At 67.6% G+C, this 19750-nt stretch carries 17 protein-coding genes; 7 read left to right on the forward strand and 10 right to left on the reverse strand.

What is annotated here, in order from left to right; translation table 11 throughout:
- Positions 1-83: 83 nt before the first annotated feature.
- Together LZ605_RS14490 and LZ605_RS14495 are read right to left on the reverse strand one after the other, a co-directional pair.
- A complete protein-coding gene (locus LZ605_RS14490; protein ID WP_249842233.1) occupies positions 84-890 on the reverse strand; it encodes an NAD-dependent protein deacetylase in 807 nt (268 codons plus the stop codon).
- Positions 891-933: 43 nt separating this feature from the next.
- Positions 934-1338 (reverse strand): acyl-CoA thioesterase, encoded by a 405-nt coding sequence (locus LZ605_RS14495; protein ID WP_107231471.1) that lies wholly within the window; start codon positions 1336-1338, stop codon positions 934-936.
- A gap of 91 nt (positions 1339-1429) precedes the next feature.
- Here LZ605_RS14495 and LZ605_RS14500 point away from each other — a divergent pair, with 91 nt between their 5' ends.
- Positions 1430-2071, forward strand: a complete 642-nt coding sequence (locus LZ605_RS14500; protein ID WP_249842234.1) for a LysE family translocator — start codon at positions 1430-1432, stop codon at positions 2069-2071.
- A 117-nt stretch (positions 2072-2188) separates the two neighbouring features.
- Here LZ605_RS14500 and LZ605_RS14505 read toward each other — a convergent pair whose 3' ends face one another.
- Both LZ605_RS14505 and LZ605_RS14510 read right to left on the reverse strand, forming a co-directional pair.
- The gene (locus LZ605_RS14505) at positions 2189-3208 is read right to left on the reverse strand and encodes a ribonucleotide-diphosphate reductase subunit beta (protein ID WP_008264781.1); all 1020 of its coding nucleotides are present in this window, start codon (positions 3206-3208) and stop codon (positions 2189-2191) included.
- A gap of 144 nt (positions 3209-3352) precedes the next feature.
- The gene (locus tag LZ605_RS14510; RefSeq protein ID WP_249842235.1) at positions 3353-5755 is read right to left on the reverse strand and encodes a ribonucleoside-diphosphate reductase subunit alpha; all 2403 of its coding nucleotides are present in this window, start codon (positions 5753-5755) and stop codon (positions 3353-3355) included.
- A gap of 536 nt (positions 5756-6291) precedes the next feature.
- Here LZ605_RS14510 and LZ605_RS14515 point away from each other — a divergent pair.
- A complete protein-coding gene (locus LZ605_RS14515) occupies positions 6292-7128 on the forward strand; it encodes a DUF2884 family protein (protein WP_249842236.1) in 837 nt (278 codons plus the stop codon).
- A 102-nt stretch (positions 7129-7230) separates the two neighbouring features.
- Here the strand turns inward: LZ605_RS14515 and zapE are convergent, their stop codons facing one another.
- Both zapE and LZ605_RS14525 read right to left on the reverse strand, forming a co-directional pair.
- Positions 7231-8331, reverse strand: a complete 1101-nt coding sequence (zapE, locus tag LZ605_RS14520) for a cell division protein ZapE (protein WP_057497008.1) — start codon at positions 8329-8331, stop codon at positions 7231-7233.
- Entirely contained in the window at positions 8328-8999 is a 672-nt protein-coding gene (locus LZ605_RS14525) for an alpha/beta hydrolase (protein WP_249842237.1), read from the reverse strand. Before LZ605_RS14525 ends, zapE begins: the two co-directional genes overlap by 4 nt.
- 43 nt (positions 9000-9042) lie before the next feature.
- Between LZ605_RS14525 and LZ605_RS14530 the strand changes: the two genes are divergently transcribed.
- Positions 9043-9900, forward strand: a complete 858-nt coding sequence (locus LZ605_RS14530; protein WP_249842238.1) for an EamA/RhaT family transporter — start codon at positions 9043-9045, stop codon at positions 9898-9900.
- Positions 9901-10201: 301 nt separating this feature from the next.
- Here LZ605_RS14530 and LZ605_RS14535 read toward each other — a convergent pair whose 3' ends face one another.
- The 3 genes from LZ605_RS14535 to LZ605_RS14545 form a co-directional block, all read right to left on the reverse strand.
- Positions 10202-11650, reverse strand: a complete 1449-nt coding sequence (locus tag LZ605_RS14535; protein WP_249842239.1) for an ExeM/NucH family extracellular endonuclease — start codon at positions 11648-11650, stop codon at positions 10202-10204.
- Between the two features lie 174 nt (positions 11651-11824).
- On the reverse strand, positions 11825-12343 hold the full coding sequence (locus tag LZ605_RS14540; RefSeq protein ID WP_057497004.1) for a c-type cytochrome: 519 nt from the start codon (positions 12341-12343) through the stop codon (positions 11825-11827).
- 195 nt (positions 12344-12538) lie between these two features.
- The gene (locus LZ605_RS14545; protein WP_249842240.1) at positions 12539-13156 is read right to left on the reverse strand and encodes a TetR/AcrR family transcriptional regulator; all 618 of its coding nucleotides are present in this window, start codon (positions 13154-13156) and stop codon (positions 12539-12541) included.
- Between the two features lie 159 nt (positions 13157-13315).
- Here LZ605_RS14545 and LZ605_RS14550 point away from each other — a divergent pair, with 159 nt between their 5' ends.
- From LZ605_RS14550 to LZ605_RS14560, 3 genes are read left to right on the forward strand one after another with little or no spacing between them, the layout of a single operon-like run.
- The gene (locus LZ605_RS14550; protein WP_107231462.1) at positions 13316-14479 is read left to right on the forward strand and encodes an isovaleryl-CoA dehydrogenase; all 1164 of its coding nucleotides are present in this window, start codon (positions 13316-13318) and stop codon (positions 14477-14479) included.
- A 10-nt stretch (positions 14480-14489) separates the two neighbouring features.
- Positions 14490-16100, forward strand: a complete 1611-nt coding sequence (locus LZ605_RS14555; RefSeq protein WP_249842241.1) for a carboxyl transferase domain-containing protein — start codon at positions 14490-14492, stop codon at positions 16098-16100.
- Between the two features lie 8 nt (positions 16101-16108).
- Positions 16109-18124 (forward strand): acetyl-CoA carboxylase biotin carboxylase subunit, encoded by a 2016-nt coding sequence (locus tag LZ605_RS14560; protein ID WP_423172564.1) that lies wholly within the window; start codon positions 16109-16111, stop codon positions 18122-18124.
- Between the two features lie 51 nt (positions 18125-18175).
- Here LZ605_RS14560 and LZ605_RS14565 read toward each other — a convergent pair whose 3' ends face one another.
- Positions 18176-19339, reverse strand: coding sequence for a putative peptide maturation dehydrogenase (locus LZ605_RS14565; protein WP_249842243.1), 1164 nt, complete (start codon positions 19337-19339; stop codon positions 18176-18178).
- Between the two features lie 119 nt (positions 19340-19458).
- On the opposite strand from LZ605_RS14565, the gene LZ605_RS14570 reads away from it, so the two are divergent.
- On the forward strand, positions 19459-19743 hold the full coding sequence (locus LZ605_RS14570; protein ID WP_107231458.1) for an NHLP-related RiPP peptide: 285 nt from the start codon (positions 19459-19461) through the stop codon (positions 19741-19743).
- Positions 19744-19750: the final 7 nt, after the last annotated feature.

The following is a 19750-nucleotide window of genomic DNA, read 5'->3' on the forward strand; positions in this document are numbered from 1 at the left end:
ACGGGTTGTCGGTAGAGTCGACTGTCAGTCGACTGCTCTTGGCGGTACCGCTGAACAGCCCGCGCTGCGCGCGATAGTCGACTCTACCGACTGACGAAGCCGGCCAGCGCCTCGGCGCAGTCGCGTTCATCCTTGAACTGCAGCAGGTCGTCGGCGCGGGTGCGTCCGCGGTTCAGCGCCGCTACGGGCAAGCCGGCCCTGGCGGCGGCCTGCACGAAGCGGAAGCCCGAATAGACCATCAGCGAGGAACCCACCACCAGCACGGCGTCGGCCTGCTGCAGGTGCTCATGCACGGCCGCCACGCGCTCACGCGGCACGTTTTCGCCGAATAACACCACGTCCGGCTTCAACACCCCGCCGCAGTGCGGGCACTCGGGCACCACGAAGCGGGAGAAATCGGTCTCCAGATCGGCGTCGCCATCGGGAGCGATGCCGGCCTCCAGGGCATCCCAGCCTGGATTGGCATCCAGCAGCCGCTGCTGGAAATCCTCACGGCGGCTGCGGCGTTCGCAGCCCATGCAGCGCAGCAGGTCCAGGCGGCCATGCAGGTCGATCACGTTGTGGCTGCCGGCGCGCTGGTGCAGGCCGTCCACGTTCTGGGTCAGCAGCACCTGCAGCTTGCCACGCGCTTCCAGTGACGCCAGTGCCTGGTGGGTGCCGTTGGGCCGGGCCAGGCCGAAGCGCGGCCAGCCCAGCAGGCTGCGCGCCCAGTAGCGCTGGCGGGTGGCCGCCTCGCCCATGAAGGCCTGGTAGGTCACCGGCGGCGTGCGCTTCCACTGGCCGTCGGTGTCGCGGTAATCGGGGATGCCCGAAGCGGTGCTGCAGCCGGCACCGGTCAGCACGAACAGGCGCTGGGCGCGGTCGATGAAGTCGGTCAGCGGCGGAGTCATGGTCTTCAGGTGGGGGCGCTGGGGCGCCCCCGCAAGCATCGGTTCAGGGCGCAGCGGGCAGACGCGGCACGGCCGTGGGCTGGCCGTCTTCACCCAGCGCGATCATCACGAAGTGGCCGCGGGTACACAGCTGGCGCTCGCCGCTGTGCAGGTCTTCGGCAATCAGCTCCACTTCGACCTTCATCGAGCTGCGGCCGACCTCGACGATACGGCCGATGGTTTCCACCATCTGGCCGATGCGGATCGGCAATTTGAAGTCGACCTGGTCGCTGCGTGCGGTCACCACGGTGCGGCGGGAATAACGGGCGGCGGCCAGGAACGCGGCCTTGTCCATCCACGCCAGCGCCTGGCCACCGAACAGGGTGCCCATGTGGTTGGTGTGGTTGGGGAAGACGATTTCGGCCATGCGCACTTCGATGGGCGGCACGGTCTCGGGGATCGGGGTCATGGCGGGGATGTCGGTGTGGGGTGCGGCAATTTTAAGCCTGACCCCGTGCAGGCGGCGCTACACTTCGCCACGCCCACTGCCAGGACTGACCATGCCCGCACCCTCCGACCTTGTGGCCTTCGCCCTCATCTCGCTGGGCATGGTGCTTACTCCCGGGCCGAACATGATCTACCTGGTCTCGCGCTCGATCTGCCAGGGCCGCACCGCCGGCTTGATCTCGCTGGGTGGGGTGGCGCTGGGCTTCGTGTTCTACATGCTGTGCGCGGCGCTGGGCATCACCGCCCTGCTGATGACCGTGCCGCTGGCCTACGACACACTGCGCATCGGTGGTGCGTTGTACCTGCTGTACCTGGCCTGGCAGGCGCTCAAGCCCGGCGGCCGGTCGCCGTTCGCGGTGCGCGATCTGCCGCCGGACAGCCCGCGCAGGCTGTTCGCGATGGGCTTTCTGACCAACCTGCTGAACCCGAAGATCGCGGTGATGTACCTGTCACTGCTGCCGCAGTTCCTGCACCCGGAAGGCCATGGCAGCGTGCTGATGCAGTCGCTGGTGCTGGGCTTCACCCAGATCGCGGTCAGTGTCAGCGTCAACGCCGTGATCGCGGTGATGGCCGGCAGCATCGCCGGCTTCCTGGCCGCGCGCCCGACCTGGCAGGCGGTGCAGCGCTGGCTGATGGGCACGGTGCTGGCCGGGCTGGCGGTGCGCATGGCGGTGGAAGGGCGGCGCAGAGCGTAGCGTCGAGCTTGCTCGACGGCTTTGCGCGAACGGCAGTCGAGCAAGCTCGACCCCAAAAGAACAAAAAACCCCGGCGTTGGCCGGGGTTTTTCGTTGCAACCGGAGTGACCGCTTCGATCAGAAGTTCATGTCGAAGGCGACTTCGCCCTGCACGCCAACCTGGTAGGCCGAGACGCGGCGTTCGAAGAAGTTGGTCAGTTCCTGCACGTCCTGCAGTTCCATGAACGGCAGCGGGTTGCGCACGTTGTACTTCTTTTCCATGCCCAGCTTGGCGAAGTGCTGGTCGGCGCAGTGCTGCAGGTACTGGCGCATGTCGCGGGTCGAGATGCCCGCCACGCCGCCGGACAGCACGTCTTCGGCGAACTGCACTTCGCATTCGATGGCCTCGGCCAGCATGTCATAGACCTGCTGCTTCATCTCATCGTCGAACAGGTCCGGCTCTTCCTCACGCACCACGCGCACCGACTCGAACGCGAACTCCATGTGCGCGCTCTCGTCGCGGAACACCCAGTTGGTGCCCGAGGCCAGGCCCGGCAGCAGGCCGCGCGAACGGAAGTAGTACACGTAGGCGAAGGCGGCGAAGAAGAACAGGCCTTCGATGCACGCGGCGAAGCAGATCTGGTTGAGCAGGAACTGGCGGCGCTCGGCACGGGTCTCGATGCGCTTCAGATCCTGGATCGAGTCGATCCACTTGAAGCAGAAGTCGGCCTTCTTCTTGATCGAGTCGATGTTCTCCACCGCGGCGAACGCTTTGACGCGCTCTTCCGGATCCGGCAGGTAGTTGTCGAGCAGGGTCAGGTAGAACTGCACGTGCAGCGCTTCTTCGTACAGCTGGCGCGACAGGTACATGCGCGCTTCCGGCGCGTTCAGATGCTGGTACAGGTTCAGCACCAGATTGTTGGACACGATCGAATCGCCGGTGGCGAAGAACGCGACCAGGCGGTGGATCAGGTGGCGCTCACCCGGCGACATCTTGCTGTGCAGGTCGGTGATGTCGATCTGGAAGTTGATCTCTTCCACCGTCCAGGTGTTCTTGATCGCATTCCGGTACATGTCATAGAACTGCGGATAGCGCATCGGGCGCAGGGTCAGTTCAAAACCGGGATCGAGCAGCATCTGCTTGGGCTTGTCGGCCATGGGTGTTTCCTTGAATTCCTGGGTGAGCCGCCGGGCATGGCCCGGCGCTACCGTGGGTGTTTTTCCGCAGCCGAGCATGGCTCGGCTCTACAGGTGCGAGGTGTTCGAGTGCCGACCAACGGTCGGCACCCACCGCGCGGTGTGTTACTGGCAGGCTTCGCAGGCTTCCGGGTTTTCCAGCGAGCAGGCGATCGCTTCGTCCGGGCTGAACACCTTGGCCGGGGCCGCGCTGCTCACCGTGGTCTTGGCGATCTTGGTGGCCGGACGCGAACGCAGGTAGTAGGTGGTCTTGATGCCCTGCTTCCAGGCGTACATGTACATGGACGACATCGCACCGATGTTCGGGCTTTCCATGAACAGGTTGAGCGAGGCCGACTGGTCGATGAAGGCACCACGTTCGGCGGCCATGTCGATCAGCGAACGCATCGGCAGTTCCCAGGCGGTGCGGTAGACCTCGCGCAGGGTTTCCGGAATCTGCGCCACGCCGGCAATGGAACCTTCGGCCAGCTTGATGGCGTCGCGCATGTCAGCGGTCCACAGGCCCAGCTTCTTCAGCTCGTTGACCAGGTAACGGTTGACCTGCAGGAAGTCGCCGGACAGGGTCTCGCGCTTGAACAGGTTGGACACCTGCGGCTCGACGCACTCGTAGCAGCCGGCGATCGAGGCGATGGTCGCGGTCGGGGCGATCGCGATCATCAGCGAGTTGCGCAGGCCGTGTTCCTTGATGCGGGCGCGCAGGGCATCCCAGCGTGCGGTGTCTTCGGGCACCACGTTCCAGGCGTCGAACTGCAGTTCGCCACCGGCGGCACGGGTGTCGTTGAACGACGGGTGCTTGCCGCGTTCCTGGGCCAGCTCGCAGGACGTTTCCAGCGCGTGGAAGTAGATCGTTTCGGCGATCTTCTTCGACAGGGCGCGGGCTTCGGCGGTGTCGAACGGCAGGCGCTTGCGGAAGAACACGTCCTGCAGGCCCATGCAGCCCAGGCCGACCGGACGCCAGCGCAGGTTGGCGCGGCGGGCGGTTTCGATCGGGTAGAAGTTCAGGTCGATGACGCGGTCGAGCTGGCGCACGGCCAGGCGCACGGTCTCGGCCAGCTTCTCGAAATCGAAGTCGTTGTGCTCGTCGAAGTGGTTGCCCAGGTTGATCGAACCCAGGTTGCACACGGCGGTTTCATCGTTGGAGGTGACCTCCAGGATTTCCGTGCACAGGTTGGACAGGTGGATCACGTTGCCGGCGCGCAGGGTCTGGTTGCTGGCGCGGTTGCACTTGTCCTTGAAGGTCATCCAGCCGTTGCCGGTCTCGGCCAGCGTACGCATCATGCGGGCATACAGCTTGCGCGCCGAGATGGTGCGGCTGGCCTTGCCCTGCGCTTCGGCCTGCACGTAGGCCTGCTCGAAGGCTTCGCCGAACAGGTCGGTGAACTCCGGCACGACGCGCGGATCGAACAGCGACCATTCCTGGTCGGCCTCGACGCGCTTCATGAACAGGTCCGGCACCCAGTTGGCCAGGTTCAGGTTGTGGGTACGGCGGGCTTCGTCACCGGTGTTGTCACGCAGCTCGAGGAAATCCTCGACATCGGCATGCCAGGTTTCCAGGTACACGCAGGCAGCGCCCTTGCGCTTGCCGCCCTGGTTCACCGCGGCCACCGACGAATCCATGGTCTTCAGCCACGGCACGATGCCGTTGGAATGGCCGTTGGTGGACTTGATGAGCGAACCACGCGAACGCACGCGGGTGTAGCTGACGCCGATGCCGCCGGAGAACTTGGACAGCTGGGCGATATCGCCGTACTTGGCGTAGATCGATTCCAGCGAGTCCTGCGGCGAGTCCAGCAGGAAGCACGAGGACAGCTGCTCGTGGGTGGTGCCGGAGTTGAACAGGGTCGGGCTGGACGGCAGGTAGTCCAGGTTGCCCATGCGCTTGTACAGCGCCAGGGTCTCGGACACGTCCTCGCTCAGCGCGCTGGCGATGCGCAGGAAGAACTGCTGCGGGGTCTCGATCACCTTGCGGGTGTGCGGGTGGCGCAGCAGGTAGCGGTCGTACAGGGTACGCAGGCCGAAGTAATCGAAGTTCAGGTCCAGCGAGATGTCGATGGCATCGTTGAGCTTGCGTGCGTTGGTCTGCACGAAGTTCAGCAGGCGATCGTTGATCAGGCCCACTTCGTGGCCACGGCTGACCGACTGCGAGAAGGCGTAGATTTCCTGGCCCGACACTTCCTTGGCGATGTAGTTGGCCAGCAGGCGCGCGGCCAGACGGCCGTACTCGGGCTCTTCACCGATCAGCAGCGCGGCGGTACGGATGGACAGTTCATCCAGCTCGCGGGTCGTGGCGCCGTTGTACAGGCCGGAAATGGTGCGGGTGGCCACGCGCATCGGATCGACGGCGTGCAGGCCTTCGGAGGAACGCTGCACCGCGCGCACGATCTTGTTCAGGTCCACCAGTTCGGTGGTCCCGTTGCGCTTGGTCACACTCATCGCGTTGGCCGTCGGCGGCGACGTCAACAGGAACTCGCTTTCCTTCTCGATGGTGGCGCTGGATTCGGTGCTCACGGCGTGTGTCCTCTTGGCGTGATTGGGGGTGCTCGATGCATCGGGTGACGCGGCCCGGGACATGACAGCCCAGGATGGCAGGACGGCGTCGCAGGGGATGAGACCCTGCGCCTGCCACTGCCGTTGACGGTTGCGTGCGGGTATCCGGGAGACCCCGCGGCGGACCCCCATACCTGGGGTTGTTGCGACCGACGGCCACAAGATAGTGGGGGTAATGGGGTCCGTCAACGCCAAATGTAGTGAAATTCGGCAATCCCTTGCGCCGCAAGGATCGTGCCATCGACGCCCGGATCAGACGCTTCAGACCTGCCGGAACGGGCTGCGCAGTCAAGCCCGAAAGGCGTCATTACGGTGGTACAACGCACCGCGGAAACGGAACAATGACAGCTTCACATGACAGTGATGAAGCTGGCCAGGGACAACCCTGTGGATAGGTGGTGGGCATCCGGTGGGCAGCCGCTGGCGGGGTGACTTCCGGCCGATGCCGGCGCGGCCTGGCGGGCAGATGCTGCAGGCTCGTCACACGGACTGTCGCCATGGACCTGCGCCTGCCCACCCTCGCCCTGCTGTCGGCCTTGTTGCTGGCCCCCGCGCAGGCCGCCGATGCGCCGAAGCTGCGCGCGGACCAGTGCGGCATCCGCACCGATTACGACGTGCTGGTGGACAGCGGTGGCATCTGGCTGCGGCACGGGCCGCAGGCGCCGCACGAGGTGGTGTTCCACGATGGGGTGCTGAGCCTGGACGATACGATCGTGCCGGTCAGCGCCGCCGACGCCGCACGCCTGCGCCAGCTCGAGGCCGGCGCCCGCCAGTTGATGCCGGCGGCCACGGCGCTGGCCCAGGAAGTGAGCGGGCTGAGCTTCGACGTGCTCGACGGAGTCTATGAAAGCCTGACCGGCACCGCCAACAGCCGCAAGGTACGGCGCCTGCGCCGGCAGGCCGACGACTGGATCGGCGGCACGCTGGGCAAGGGCTACTGGGAACAAGCCGTGTTCGGGCCGGGCTTCGAGGCCAAGGTGCAGGACATGGCCGAGTCGCTGTCCGCGTCCATCGCCCGCAGCATGCTCTGGCAGATCTTCACCGGCCGCAGCGACGCCATGGAGGCGCGCGCCGACCGCCTGGACGCGCAGATGGAGCAGCAGCTGGAAGGCCGCGCCGAGCGTATCGAAGCCCGCGCGCAGGCGCTGTGCCCGCTGGTGCAGGCGCTGGCTGACACCCACGACGCGCTGGAGGTGCGCTACCAGGGCCAACCGCTGCGGCTGCTGGAGCGCAGCGAGGGGATCCGGGTCGAGCACGCCGCCGACACCGGCCTTCAGGTGTCGGCCGGGCCGGATGAGCGGCCACTGGGGAACGCGGTTGCGCCCACGCGGTAGCCACGCGGCGCTGCTGTAGAGCCGAGCCCATGCTCGGCTGCTTTTCGGCACATCATGCAAAAGCAGCCGAGCGTGGGCTCGGCTCTACAAACGGCACTACCCTCACGCCCGGTGCGGGGTTCCCAGATACTCGGCGCTCTGCATCTCGATCAGGCGCGAGGCGGTGCGCTCGAACGCGCCCTGCAGGCGCTGGCCGGTGTACAGCTCGATCGGCGAGGTGCTGGCGGTGCAGACCAGATTGACGTGGCGGTCGTACAGCTCGTCGATCAGGTTGACGAAGCGGCGCGCGGCATCTTCGTTCAGGCGGTCGAAGGCAGGAATGCCGCCCAGCAGCACCGTGTTGAACTCGTGCGCGATCTCGATGTAGTCCGAGGGCCCGCGCGGGCCCTCGCACAGGGCGGCGAAATCGAACCAGGCAATGCTCTTGCCGCGGCCGCGCACCGGAATCTTGCGGCCCTCGATTTCGATGTTGCCGGGCTTGGCCGGCTGGCCGCCACTGAGTTCGGTCCAGCGCGTGGCCAGCCAGGCATCGCTGTCGGCGGCCAGCGGCGCGCGGTACACCGGCGAGCGGGTCAGCGCGCGCATGCGGTAGTCCTCGGTGCCTTCGGCGTACAGCTCCACGCAGAAGCGCTGCAGCAGGCCGATGGCCGGCAGGAAGCTCTCGCGCTGCAGGCCGTTGAGGTACAGGTTCTCCACCGCTGTGTTGGAGGTGGTGACCAGGGTCACGCCTTCGGCAAACAGGCGCTCCAGCAGCCGTGCCAGCAGCATCGCGTCGCCGATGTCGGTGACGAAGAACTCGTCCAGCACCAGCACGCGCAGGTTGCTGCGCCATTCCTGGGCGATCTTCGCCAGCGGGTCGCTCTGGCCCTGGTGCTCGCGCAGGCGCTCGTGGACGCTGCGCATGAAGCGGTGGAAATGCGTGCGGTACTTCTGCTTGATCGGCAGGCCGTCGTAGAACAGGTCGACCAGGAAGGTCTTGCCGCGGCCGACACCGCCCCAGAAGTACAGGCCCTTGACCGGCTCGGGCTTCTTCCAGAACGAAGACAGGCGGTCCAGCCAGCCGTCCTCGGCGCTGTCGACCAGGCCCCGATGGATGCGGTCCAGCTCGGCCAGCGCCGCATGCTGGGCCGGGTCGTCCTGCCAGTCGCCACGGGCGACTCCTTCGGCATAGCGCTGCGAAGGCGTCAGCTCGGCTGCACTCATGCTGCCGCGCCCAGCCAGTGCTTGACGCCGTGGGTGAGCGCGCCGCGCAGGTCGATCAGCTTGCGGTGGAAGAAGTGGCTGGTGTCGGGCATGCGCACCAGTTCGTGCGGTGCGCCCAGGGTGTCCAGCCACTGGTAGACCGCCTGCGGGTCGACGATCTCGTCCTGCTCGCCCTGGATCACCAGCCAGCGTGCCGGCGGTTGCACGCCGTCGAAATCCCAGCGGCCAGCAGGCGGTGCGATCGAGATCAGCGCCTCCGGCTGCAGTTCACCTGCCGCCTTCAGCGAAACGAACGACCCGAAGCTGAAGCCGGCCAGCCACAGGCGATCGTCCGAGCGCTGGCTGCGCACCCAGGCGACGACGGCCTTCAGGTCGTCCTGCTCGCCTGCGCCGTGGTCGAACTCACCGGCCGAGGCGCCCACGCTGCGGAAGTTGAAGCGCACCGTGGCGATGCCCAGCTCGCGCAGGGTGGTGGCGGTCATGGTGACCACCTTGTTGTGCAGGGTGCCGCCTTCGGTGGACAGCGGATGGCAGATGACGGCCACGATCGGCTGCGCCGGCACATCGGCCTTGGGCAGGTCGACGACCACTTCCAGCGGACCGGCCGGGCCGTCCAGTTCGAGGCAGGCGGTTTCGCCGGGGGCGACGGGGAACAAGGGCTTGTGCATGGCACCATGATACCGTCCCCCGCCCCTGCCCTGTGCCCGCCTCATGCTCTACCTGTCCCTGGCTGTGATCTGCAGTGTGCTGGTTTCGGTGTTGTTGAAGGTGGCCGGACGCCGCCAGCTGGATGTCGCGCAGATGGTCACCTGGAACTACCTGGTGGCGGCAACGCTCACGGCCGTGGTGCTGCAACCACCGTTGGACGCGCTGCGCGCGCCGCATGCGCCGTGGCTGTCGCTGCTGGCGCTGGCGGTGGTGCTGCCGTCGATCTTCCTGGTGCTGGGCCGCGCGGTGGCGGTGGCCGGCATCGTCCGCAGTGATGTGGCGCAGCGGCTGTCGCTGCTGCTGTCGCTGGCCGCGGCGTTCCTGTTCTTCGGCCAGACCGCTACGCCGTGGAAGCTGGCCGGCCTGGCGCTGGGCCTGGTCGCCATGGTGGCGATCAGCCTGCGCCCGCGCGGCCCGGCGATGGCGGCCTCGCCCGGCGGCTGGGGCTGGCTGCTGGGCGTATGGGGCGGGTTTGCCGTGGTCGACGTGCTGCTGAAGCAGGTGGCGCTGTCCGGTACGCCATCGATGGCGGCGGTGCTGGCCAGCTTCAGCGTGGCCTTCGTGCTGATGCTGGCGCTGCAGCTGTGGCGGCATTTCAGTGGCCGCAGCCGGCTGGCCTGGCGCAACCTCGGCGCGGGTGCACTGCTGGGCCTGCTCAATGGCGGCAACATTCTTTTCTATGTGCACGCGCACCAGGCGATGCCGGACAGCCCGGCCACCGTGTTTGCCGGCATGAACATCGGCGTGGTGGTACTGGGTGCGCTGGTGGGTGTATTCGCCTTCGGCGAGGCCACCACGAGGTGGAACCGCGCCGGCCTGGCGCTGGCGGTGCTGGCGATCGGGTTGATCGCCTGGGGGTGAGCGTTGGTTGCGGCGGGCCATTTCCGCGCCCGCGGTGGGATGTCACTTTTCTTTTCGCGCGAAAAGAAAAGTAACCAAAAGAAACGCGCCGCCAATCGCGAGCCGGTGCTGTGCACCGGTCCCCTGCGCTTCTCGGTGAACCAGGGGACGGCGCCGAACTCGCTGCGCTCAGACATCGGCGCCTCTTCGCCCCTGATTCACCTGCGATGCTCGGCTCGCTTGAAGGCGGACTGGTAGATCAGAAGCAACGGCAGCATGCGTGCCGATCAAGATCCCTACCAGAGCAGCTCCCCGGCGAACCTTATTTGTCGAAGCCCAGCAGCAGCGGGTCGTGGTCGGAGCTGCGCCACGGGCCCTGCACGTTGCGGCCCTGGTAGCCGCTGGCGTCCTGCTCGTCGGCATTGCTGTGCCATTCGGCGGCACCGCGCAGGCGCTTGGCCATGCCCGGGCTCAGCAGCGCGTGGTCAAGACGGCCGCTGTAGCCGTTGTAGACGTAGCTGTAGGGGTGCTCGACCTTGGCCACCTTGAACGCGTCCTGCCAGCCCAGGTCATGCAGGGTGCGGATGGGATCTTCCATCGCGTAGGCATTGAAGTCGCCCAGCAGCACGATGTCCTTCACCTTCAGGCGCGCGGCTTCGCCATTCACCCACTGGTTGAGCTGGCGCGCCGATTCCACACGGGTGGCGTTCCAGCAGCCCTGGCCATCGTTCTGGTCGGCATCGGCACCGCTGGCATCGCGGCAGCCCTTCGACTTGAAGTGGTTGGCCACCACCATGAACGGCGCGCCCTTGCCCTGGAAGGCCTGCGCCAGCGGCGCGCGGCTGTGTTCGGCAAACGGGCCATCGGTCCGGGTCAGCGGCTTGCCCAGCGGCTTGAACGACCCACGCTTGTAGATGATGCCGACCCGGATCGGATTGGTGCCCGGGCCTTCGCCCGGATCCACCGCCACCCATTCGTCGTTCGGGTCGGTGCGCGGCAGTGCATTGAGCGCGGCCAGAAGTTCGGCGATGGCCGACTGCGGACCGTAGCCGTCGTTTTCCAGTTCCATCAGCGCGGCGATGTCGGTATCCAGGGCGCTGATGGTGGCCACCAGCTTGGCCACCTGCGCCTTGTGCTCGTCCAGCGTGCGCGCGCCGCGCAGGGTCGGGAAGCCACCGCCCTGGCCATCACCATTGAAGAAGTTCTCCAGGTTGAACGCGGCGATCTGCAGGCTGCCCGGCACCTTCGGCACCGGCGGGCGCTGCAGTTCCGGCAGCTGCAACGCGCCGTCCACCTGCAGGCGGGCACGGCCCTGTGCGTCCACGCGCACGGTGCCTTCCACGTTGCGCAGCTGCATGCCGGTGCGCAGCACCGGATTGCCCGGCAGATAAGCCACGCTGCCGGGGTCGCGGGCATCGTTGCCGTCGTCCAGCAGCAGGCGGCGGCGCTGGTTGTCGGCCATCACCTGCTCACTGCCCGCGGTGCCCGGCGCGGCCACTTCGGTCGGCTGCCAGAGGCGGCCGTCGAAGGCCACCGTCAGCTCGCCGAAGCGTTCCAGGCCGTCGGTACCGGCCAGGGTCAGCGGCGCGGCGATGCGCACGCGCTGGCCATCCAGCGCGCGCCAGTCCGAGGGCGCGGCGGTCAGCACCACGGTGGCGCTGCCGCGCGCGGCCGGCGTTACCGGGGCCGGTGCGGCCTGCGGCTGGGCCTGGGCGAAGGCGCTGGCCGGCAACAGCAGGGACAGGGCAAGGGCAAGGGAGCGGCGGCGCATCGACGGGCGATTCCAGGGAAGAGGGGGCACAGACTAACCCCGAAATGCGAAACCCCGCTTGCGCAGCGGGGTTTTGGCCGTGGTGGGCAAAACCGGGGTAGTGCCGGCCGCTGGCCGGCAACCTCATGATCTTCCTACGATGCGTGGTTGCCGGCCAGCGGCCGGCACTACCGTCTACTTCAGGTTGCCCAGCATCCAGTCCACGGTGGCGTGGATCTGCTCCTCGGTCAGTGCCGGGTTGCCGCCCTTGGGCGGCATGATGCCGCCGTCGGGGCCGGTGTAGCCCTCGATGGCGTGCTTGTAGAGGGTGTCCTTGCCCTGTGCCAGGCGCTTGTCCCAGTGCGCGTGATCCAGCGTCGGGGCCTGGCCGACCCCGGTGGTGTGGCAGGCCGTGCACAGGTTGTCGAAGATCACCTTGCCGTCCTTGGTGCCGCCGTAGGCCACCTGCGAGGCGGCCTTGGCCAGTGCGGCGGCCTTGGCCGCGGCCTGCGCAGCGGCGCCGGTACTGCCGGCATAGACCGCGCCGGTGGGCGAGATGCGCTGTTCGGTGCGCTTGGCTGCCGTGGGCGACACCTCGGGCGGAATCCGGGTGTGGATGTAGGCGGCAAGGAGGATCAGGCCGAGGGTGATGGCCATCAACAGCGCGATCACCATGGAGAAGCGTTTCAGGAACTCCAGATCGTAATTCCGCACTCTTCGTTACCCCTGGCTGATAGTCGTTGGACCACGGCTGAGCGACTGCGTGATGGGCCGAGTATAGAACGCGCTCCGCGTGCGACAACAGGCGTCACTGCTGGTGCGACGCAACATGCAGGGGCCGGGGTCAGATCGCTTTTGCCATGCAAATGGGATCTGACCCCGGCAACAGCAGCCGGCCAGCGGCCGGCTCTACCGGCTTGCGGGGGCGCCGATCGCGCGCAGGCAGAAGCTGCAGATCGCGTCCACCAGTGCGTCCTCGTCGCGATGCGCTTCGCGGCTGGGCGCGGTCGGGCCGACCATCGCTTCGGTGAATGCACCGACCAAGCAGGCGGCGGCCACATGTGCGTCCTGCGCCGGCAGCTCACCGGCCGCCACGCCTTCTTCCACCAGCCGCAGGAACACATCGCCGAACGCGCGCCGGCCGCGCATGCGCTCGGCTTCCACATCCGGGTCGACCGGTTCGACGATGAAGGCATGTGCCAGCCCCGGCCCGGCCAGGGCGCGACGGACGAAGGCGGTGATCGCCAGCCGCAACCGCTCGCTGGCGGCCTCCGGACCCTGCGCGATGCGCTCCATGATCGCCACTTCATGGGCCACCGCGGCGTTGAGCACTTCCACGAACAGCTCGGCCTTGGACGGGAAATGGCGGTAGATCAGCCCGGTGGATACCCCCGCCTGGGTCGCCACGGCGGTCACCGGGGCGTTGCGCCAGCCGCCGGTGGCGACCAGCGCGCGGGTCGCCAGCAGGATCCGTTCACGGGCGCCCGCCAGGCGTTCTTCCATCAATGCAGAGCGTTTGTAGGCCATGTTCTGATTCTAGTTTCAATTTTTGAATTCGTATTCACTTCTTACCCGAACCCCGCTACGCTGGGGCCATCGCCCGTGTGGATGGCGGTCCTGTACACCGCCATCCACTCCCCCGCCGGGTGCGTCCATTTCCCGCCATCCCGCCGTGGAGCCACCACAATGCACGTGCCATCCCTGAACTTCGATCTTGGCGAAGACATCGACCTGCTGCGCCAGAGCGTGGCCCATTTTGCCGCCGCCGAGATCGCCCCGCTCGCCGCCGAGGCCGATGCGACCAACCAGTTCCCGCTGGCACTGTGGCCGAAGCTGGGCGAACAGGGCCTGCTCGGCCTGACCGTGGAAGAAGCATACGGCGGCACCGGCATGGGTTACCTGGCCCACGTGGTGGCGATGGAAGAGATCTCGCGCGCCTCCGGCGGCATCGCCCTGTCCTACGGTGCGCACTCCAACCTGTGCGTGAACCAGCTGCGCAAGAACGGCAGCGAGGAACAGAAGCAGCGCTTCCTCCCGGACCTGTGCAGCGGCGCCAAGGTGGGTGCGCTGGCGATGAGCGAACCGGGCGCCGGTTCGGACGTGGTGTCGATGAAGCTGCGCGCGGACAAGCGCGGCGACCGCTACGTGCTCAACGGCAACAAGATGTGGATCACCAACGGCCCGGACGCCGATGTGCTGGTGGTCTACGCCAAGACCGACATGGAGGCCGGCGCCAAGGGCATCACGGCCTTCCTGGTCGAGAAGGGCATGAAGGGTTTTTCCACCGCACAGAAGCTGGACAAGCTGGGCATGCGCTCCTCGCCCACCTGTGAACTGGTGTTCCAGGACTGCGAGATTCCCGAAGAGAACGTGCTCGGTGCGGTGGGCGGCGGCGTGCGCGTGCTGATGTCCGGCCTGGACTACGAGCGCGTGGTGCTGTCAGGTGGCCCGCTGGGCCTGATGGCCGCGGCAATGGACGTGGTGATGCCCTATGTACACGAGCGCCACCAGTTCGGCGAACCGATCGGCAGCTTCCAGCTGATCCAGGCCAAGATCGCCGACATGTACGTGGGCCTGGGCGCCTGCCGCGCCTATGTCTATGCCGTGGCGCGCGCCTGCGACCAGGGCCGTACCACCCGCCAGGATGCAGCCGGTGCGATCCTGTACGCCGCCGAGAAGGCGACCTGGCTGACCGGCCAAGCGATCCAGATCCTCGGTGGCAACGGCTACATCAACGAGTACCCGACCGGCCGCTTGTGGCGCGACGCCAAGCTGTATGAAATCGGCGCCGGCACCTCGGAGATCCGCCGCATGCTGATCGGCCGCGAACTGTTCCAGCGCACCCTGTAAGGCCACCGCGATGACCGTACTGAACAGCCAGCTGCAACCGGGCAGCGATTCGTTTGAAGGCAACCGCGCAGCGATGCAGGCGGTGGTCGACGACCTGCACGCCACCCTGGCCCGCACCGCCCTGGGCGGCAGCGAGGCGGCGCGCGCCAAGCACACCGCACGCGGCAAGCTGTTGGTGCGTGACCGCATCGACGCCCTGCTCGACCCGGGCAGCGCCTTCCTGGAAATCGCGCCGCTGGCCGCCCATGGCATGTACGACGATGCCGTGCCTGCGGCGGGCGTGGTGGCCGGTATCGGCCGGGTGAGCGGCGTGGAGTGCGTGATCGTGGCCAACGACGCCACGGTCAAGGGCGGCACCTATTACCCGATGACGGTGAAGAAGCACCTGCGCGCGCAGGAGATCGCCGAGCAGAACCACCTGCCGTGCATCTACCTGGTCGACTCCGGTGGCGCCTTCCTGCCGCTGCAGGACGAGGTCTTCCCCGACCGCGACCATTTCGGCCGCATCTTCTACAACCAGGCCAACCTGTCGGCGCAGGGCATTCCGCAGATCGCCTGCGTGATGGGCAGCTGCACCGCCGGTGGTGCCTACGTGCCCGCGATGAGCGATGAAACGGTGATCGTGCGCGAACAGGGCACGATCTTCCTCGGCGGCCCGCCGCTGGTGAAGGCGGCCACCGGTGAAGTGGTGACGGCCGAGGAACTGGGCGGCGCCGATGTGCACACGCGCATTTCCGGCGTCGCCGACCACATGGCCGACAACGACCTGCAGGCGCTGGCCCGGGTGCGCGCGATCATCGCGCAGTTGAACTGGCGCAAGCCGGAACCGGCGATGGCGGTGCAGGCGCCCGAAGAGCCGCTGCTGCCGGCGCATGAACTGTATGGCGTGATTCCCGCCGACACGCGCAAGCCCTACGACGTGCGCGAAGTGATCGCGCGGCTGGTCGATGGCTCGCGTTTTGATGAGTTCAAGCCGCGCTACGGCGCAACGCTGGTCACCGGCTTCGCGCATCTGAACGGTTACCCGATCGGCATCATCGCCAACAACGGCATCCTGTTCTCCGAGTCGGCGCTGAAGGGCGCGCACTTCATCGAACTGTGCACCCAGCGCAACATCCCGCTGGTGTTCCTGCAGAACATCACCGGCTTCATGGTCGGCCGCAAGTACGAACAGGGCGGCATCGCCAAGGACGGGGCCAAGCTGGTGATGGCGGTGGCCTGCGCCAAGGTGCCCAAGTTCACCGTAGTGATCGGCGGCTCGTTCGGTGCCGGCAACTACGGCATGTGCGGCCGCGCCTATTCGCCGAACTTCCTGTGGATGTGGCCCAACGCGCGCATCGGCGTGATGGGTGGCGAACAGGCGGCCAGCGTGCTGGCCACGGTCAAGCGCGATGGCATCGAAGCCAAGGGTGGGCAATGGCCGGCCGTGGAGGAAGATGCGTTCAAGGCGCCGATCCGCGAGCAGTTCGAACACCAGGGCCATCCCTACTACGCCAGTGCCCGCCTGTGGGACGACGGCGTGATCGATCCGGCCGACACCCGCCGGGTGCTGGCGCTGGCGCTGTCGGCCAGCCTCAACGCCGCCCCGCAGCAGACGCGCTTCGGCGTGTTCCGCATGTAACCCATGCCATGACCGAGCACGCTCCCATGAAGCCCGTTGCCATGTTCACCAAGATCCTGATCGCCAACCGCGGCGAAATCGCCTGCCGCGTGATCGCCACCTGCCGTCGCCTCGGCATCGCCACCGTGGCGGTGTATTCCGATGCCGACCGCAACGCGCGCCACGTGCGGCTGGCCGACGAAGCCATCCACATCGGCCCGGCCGCCGCACGCGAGAGCTACCTGCGCGGCGATGCCCTGCTCGACGCCGCACGCGCGACCGGCGCACAGGCCATTCACCCCGGCTACGGTTTCCTGTCCGAAAACGCGGACTTCGCCGATGCCTGTGCCGTCGCCGGCATCACCTTCATCGGCCCGCCGGCCAGCGCCATCCGCGCGATGGGCGACAAGAGCGCCGCCAAGGCACTGATGGCCCAGGCTGGCGTACCACTAACCCCGGGCTACCACGGCGACCAGCAGGCGCCGGACTTCCTGCGTGCACAGGCCGATGCCATCGGCTACCCGGTGCTGATCAAGGCCAGCGCCGGTGGCGGTGGCAAGGGCATGCGCAAGGTCGAGCGCAGCGAGGACTTCGTCGATGCACTGGCCAGCTGCCAGCGCGAGGCGGCCTCGGCGTTCGGCAACGATCACGTACTGGTGGAGAAGTACGTCGAGCGCCCGCGCCACATCGAGATCCAGGTGTTCGGCGATTCCCACGGTGATGCGGTGTACCTGTTCGAGCGCGACTGCTCGGTGCAGCGCCGCCACCAGAAGGTGCTGGAAGAGGCCCCCGCACCGGGCATGAGCGCCGAGCGTCGTGCGGCGATGGGCAAGGCCGCCGTCGATGCCGCGCGCGCGGTGGGCTATGAGGGTGCGGGCACGGTGGAGTTCATCGCCGGCCCGGAGGGCGATTTCTACTTCATGGAAATGAACACCCGGCTGCAGGTCGAGCACCCGGTGACCGAGTACATCACCGGTACCGACCTGGTGGAATGGCAGCTGCGCGTGGCGGCCGGACAGCCGCTGCCGCTGCGCCAGGAACAGTTGGCGATTCACGGTCATGCAATCGAGGCGCGTCTGTACGCCGAAGATGCCGACCGCGGCTTCCTGCCCTCCACCGGCACCCTGCGCCGTCTGCGCCTGCCGACGCCGTCGGCCAACGTGCGCGTGGATACCGGCGTGGAGGAAGGCGACAGCATCACCCCGTACTACGATCCGATGATCGCCAAGCTGATCGTCTGGGACGTGGACCGCGATGCCGCGCTGCGCCGCATGAGCCAGGCCCTGGCCGACTGCCAGGTGGTGGGCGTGACCACCAATGCCGGCTTCCTGCGCCGGCTGGTGAACACCGATTCGTTCACCCACGCCAAGCTGGATACCGCGCTGATCGAACGCGAACAGGCGGCACTGAGCGTGCTGGGCGACAGCGACGACGCACTCTGGCTGCTGGCGGCGGTGGCGGCGGTGGCCAGCACCGCGGGCGCCAGCACCGACGCACGCGATCCGCATTCGCCGTGGCAGGCACAGGACGGCTGGCGCCTGGGTGCCCGTGCGCCACGCGTGCTGCCAGTGCAGCAGGGCGAGCGCCGGCACAGCCTGAAGGTGTGGGCGCAGGCTGACGGCTGGCGCGTGCAGTGCGATGACGCCGCGCCGGTACTGGCCATCGGCACGGCCGACGCGCACGCACTGACCGTGCAGCTGGGCGGGCGCCGCTGGACACTGCAGCTGCTGCGCGACGGTGACCAGCTGTACCTGTTCGGTGCCGATGGCCAGCATCGTTTCACCCTGCACGATCCGGTGGGTGAATCGGACCATGCCGTGGCCGACGCTGGCAGCCTGCTGGCACCGATGCCCGGCAGGATCGTGGCCACGCTGGTCGCGGCCGGCACCGAGGTCAAGCGCGGTACGCCGCTGGTGGTGCTGGAGGCGATGAAGATGGAGCACACCCTGCAGGCACCGGCCGATGGCACGGTGAAGGGCTACCGCGCCAAGGCCGGCGACCAGGTCGGTGATGGTGCGGTGCTGGTGGACTTCGAGGCCGCCTGAGGGTGGCGTGGCCGGGCCCTGTGGCCCGGCGACAGCGCAGGCCGCTGGCCGTCAGCCCGGCAGCGGCCACACGTGGCCACCCGGATCCAGTTCCGCGGTGGTCTTTTCGGCCTTGCGCCAGCCCAGCCCGCAGATGGCCAGCGCGCCTTCGGCCATCGGCCGCAGCCCGAACGCGCGCCCGGCCTCGGCTTCGTTGATGGCGGCGGTGACGAACGCGCCCAGACCCTGTGCGGTCGCGGCCGCATACAGCGCCTGCGAGACATGCCCGGCATCGAGCGTGACCGCGCGATAGGCCTTGGCGTGGTTGCGGTACTTCCAGTAGTTGCGTTCGAACCGGCACACCAGCACCAGCAGCACCGGCGCATCGGCGAACCAGTGCTGCCCGGCCAGCAGCCGCAGGCCCAATGCTGCCGGATCGTCCACCGGGCCGGGCAGCCGCCCCAGCTCATGCGCCAGCGCGTGGTAGTGGTACAGGCCCGGCGCCAGCCCCTCCACGTTGCGCACCAGCAGATAGGCTTCCAGCGGATGCAGGCTGCCGGCCGAGGGCACGTTCTTCTTCAGGAAGCGCACTCCCGGATCGGTTTCCACCTGTGCCTGGGCCATCAGCACCTGTTGCAGCACCCGCGCCAGCAACGGCAGCGGCAACGCGCGGGCACGATCGAAGTTGCGGCAGGTGGCCCGTGCCTGCAACAGCGGCTGCAGCGGGTCATCCTGACAATGCGGCAGCGGCACCGCGTCGGGCAACCGCGGCGGCGCTTCCGGCGGCGGGTGGCCGAAGCTGCGCACCAGATCGCGGGCCGTCACCAGCTGGTGCTGCTCCATGTCCTGCACGCTGTCCACGCCGTCCCAGCACGACTGCTGGTAATGCAGGGCCGACAGCGGCCACCAGTGGCTGTCGCGCAGCTCCTGCTCGGCCGCGAACACCTCGGCGTGGGCCGGGTCATCGCTGACCAGCAGCCCCTGCTGCAGCAGCGCCAGCACGCGGCTGCGTGCCTCCGGCGCCTGCGGCAACGACTGCCAGCGTTCGGCACTGCAGGCCAGCAACCATGCACAACTGGCCGCATCGATCACCTGCACGGTCGGCAGATGCGCGGCGTGTACCTGCAGCACCGGTTGCAGCTGCACGCCCGTACCACCGGCCAGCAGCGCATCCAGGTTGAAGGCGGGGCGTTCCACCGGCTCGACGAACAGCGTCCGGCAACGACGGAATCTCATCGCGATGGCATCCCACGGTTGTGCAGGGCGCCGATCATAGCGTGGCACGCGCGCACGCCCATCAACTTCGCGGCGTTGCCGCCGATATTTCCATTTTCCCAACCTTGCGGTCGTATCCCATGTCTGCTTCGCCCCTCTCCGCCGACGTTGTCCGGCAGCTGCTGGACCGGCTGTCCAGCGATGATGCCTTCCGTGCCGAATTTGCCAGGGATCCGGGCCAGGCGCTGCTAGCGCTCGGCGCCGACGAGGAAACCGTGCGCGCCTGCCATACACCCCTGGCCTCGCTGGGCGGCAAGGCGGAGTTCGCCAAGGCCGCTGCGCGCATGCACCAGCTGCTGGACGTGCGCGCCGCGTTCACCGTGCCGTTCCTGTTCGAAGATGGCCTGCCGGGCCTGGATCAGTAAACCGGCC

Origin of the sequence: Stenotrophomonas maltophilia (assembly GCF_023518235.1) — a bacterium.
Classification (GTDB): Bacteria; Pseudomonadota; Gammaproteobacteria; order Xanthomonadales; family Xanthomonadaceae; genus Stenotrophomonas.

What these genes read in the sequence shown, in the direction of transcription:
- LZ605_RS14490 (WP_249842233.1), bottom strand. Translation starts at nt 890, where the DNA reads ATGACTCCGCCGCTGACCGACTTCATCGACCGCGCCCAGCGCCTGTTC.
- LZ605_RS14495 (WP_107231471.1), bottom strand. Translation starts at nt 1,338, where the DNA reads ATGACCCCGATCCCCGAGACCGTGCCGCCCATCGAAGTGCGCATGGCC.
- LZ605_RS14500 (WP_249842234.1), top strand. Translation starts at nt 1,430, where the DNA reads ATGCCCGCACCCTCCGACCTTGTGGCCTTCGCCCTCATCTCGCTGGGC.
- LZ605_RS14505 (WP_008264781.1), bottom strand. Translation starts at nt 3,208, where the DNA reads ATGGCCGACAAGCCCAAGCAGATGCTGCTCGATCCCGGTTTTGAACTG.
- LZ605_RS14515 (WP_249842236.1), top strand. Translation starts at nt 6,292, where the DNA reads ATGGACCTGCGCCTGCCCACCCTCGCCCTGCTGTCGGCCTTGTTGCTG.
- zapE (WP_057497008.1), bottom strand. Translation starts at nt 8,331, where the DNA reads ATGAGTGCAGCCGAGCTGACGCCTTCGCAGCGCTATGCCGAAGGAGTC.
- LZ605_RS14525 (WP_249842237.1), bottom strand. Translation starts at nt 8,999, where the DNA reads ATGCACAAGCCCTTGTTCCCCGTCGCCCCCGGCGAAACCGCCTGCCTC.
- LZ605_RS14530 (WP_249842238.1), top strand. Translation starts at nt 9,043, where the DNA reads ATGCTCTACCTGTCCCTGGCTGTGATCTGCAGTGTGCTGGTTTCGGTG.
- LZ605_RS14535 (WP_249842239.1), bottom strand. Translation starts at nt 11,650, where the DNA reads ATGCGCCGCCGCTCCCTTGCCCTTGCCCTGTCCCTGCTGTTGCCGGCC.
- LZ605_RS14545 (WP_249842240.1), bottom strand. Translation starts at nt 13,156, where the DNA reads ATGGCCTACAAACGCTCTGCATTGATGGAAGAACGCCTGGCGGGCGCC.
- LZ605_RS14550 (WP_107231462.1), top strand. Translation starts at nt 13,316, where the DNA reads ATGCACGTGCCATCCCTGAACTTCGATCTTGGCGAAGACATCGACCTG.
- LZ605_RS14555 (WP_249842241.1), top strand. Translation starts at nt 14,490, where the DNA reads ATGACCGTACTGAACAGCCAGCTGCAACCGGGCAGCGATTCGTTTGAA.
- LZ605_RS14560 (WP_423172564.1), top strand. Translation starts at nt 16,109, where the DNA reads ATGACCGAGCACGCTCCCATGAAGCCCGTTGCCATGTTCACCAAGATC.
- LZ605_RS14565 (WP_249842243.1), bottom strand. Translation starts at nt 19,339, where the DNA reads ATGAGATTCCGTCGTTGCCGGACGCTGTTCGTCGAGCCGGTGGAACGC.
- LZ605_RS14570 (WP_107231458.1), top strand. Translation starts at nt 19,459, where the DNA reads ATGTCTGCTTCGCCCCTCTCCGCCGACGTTGTCCGGCAGCTGCTGGAC.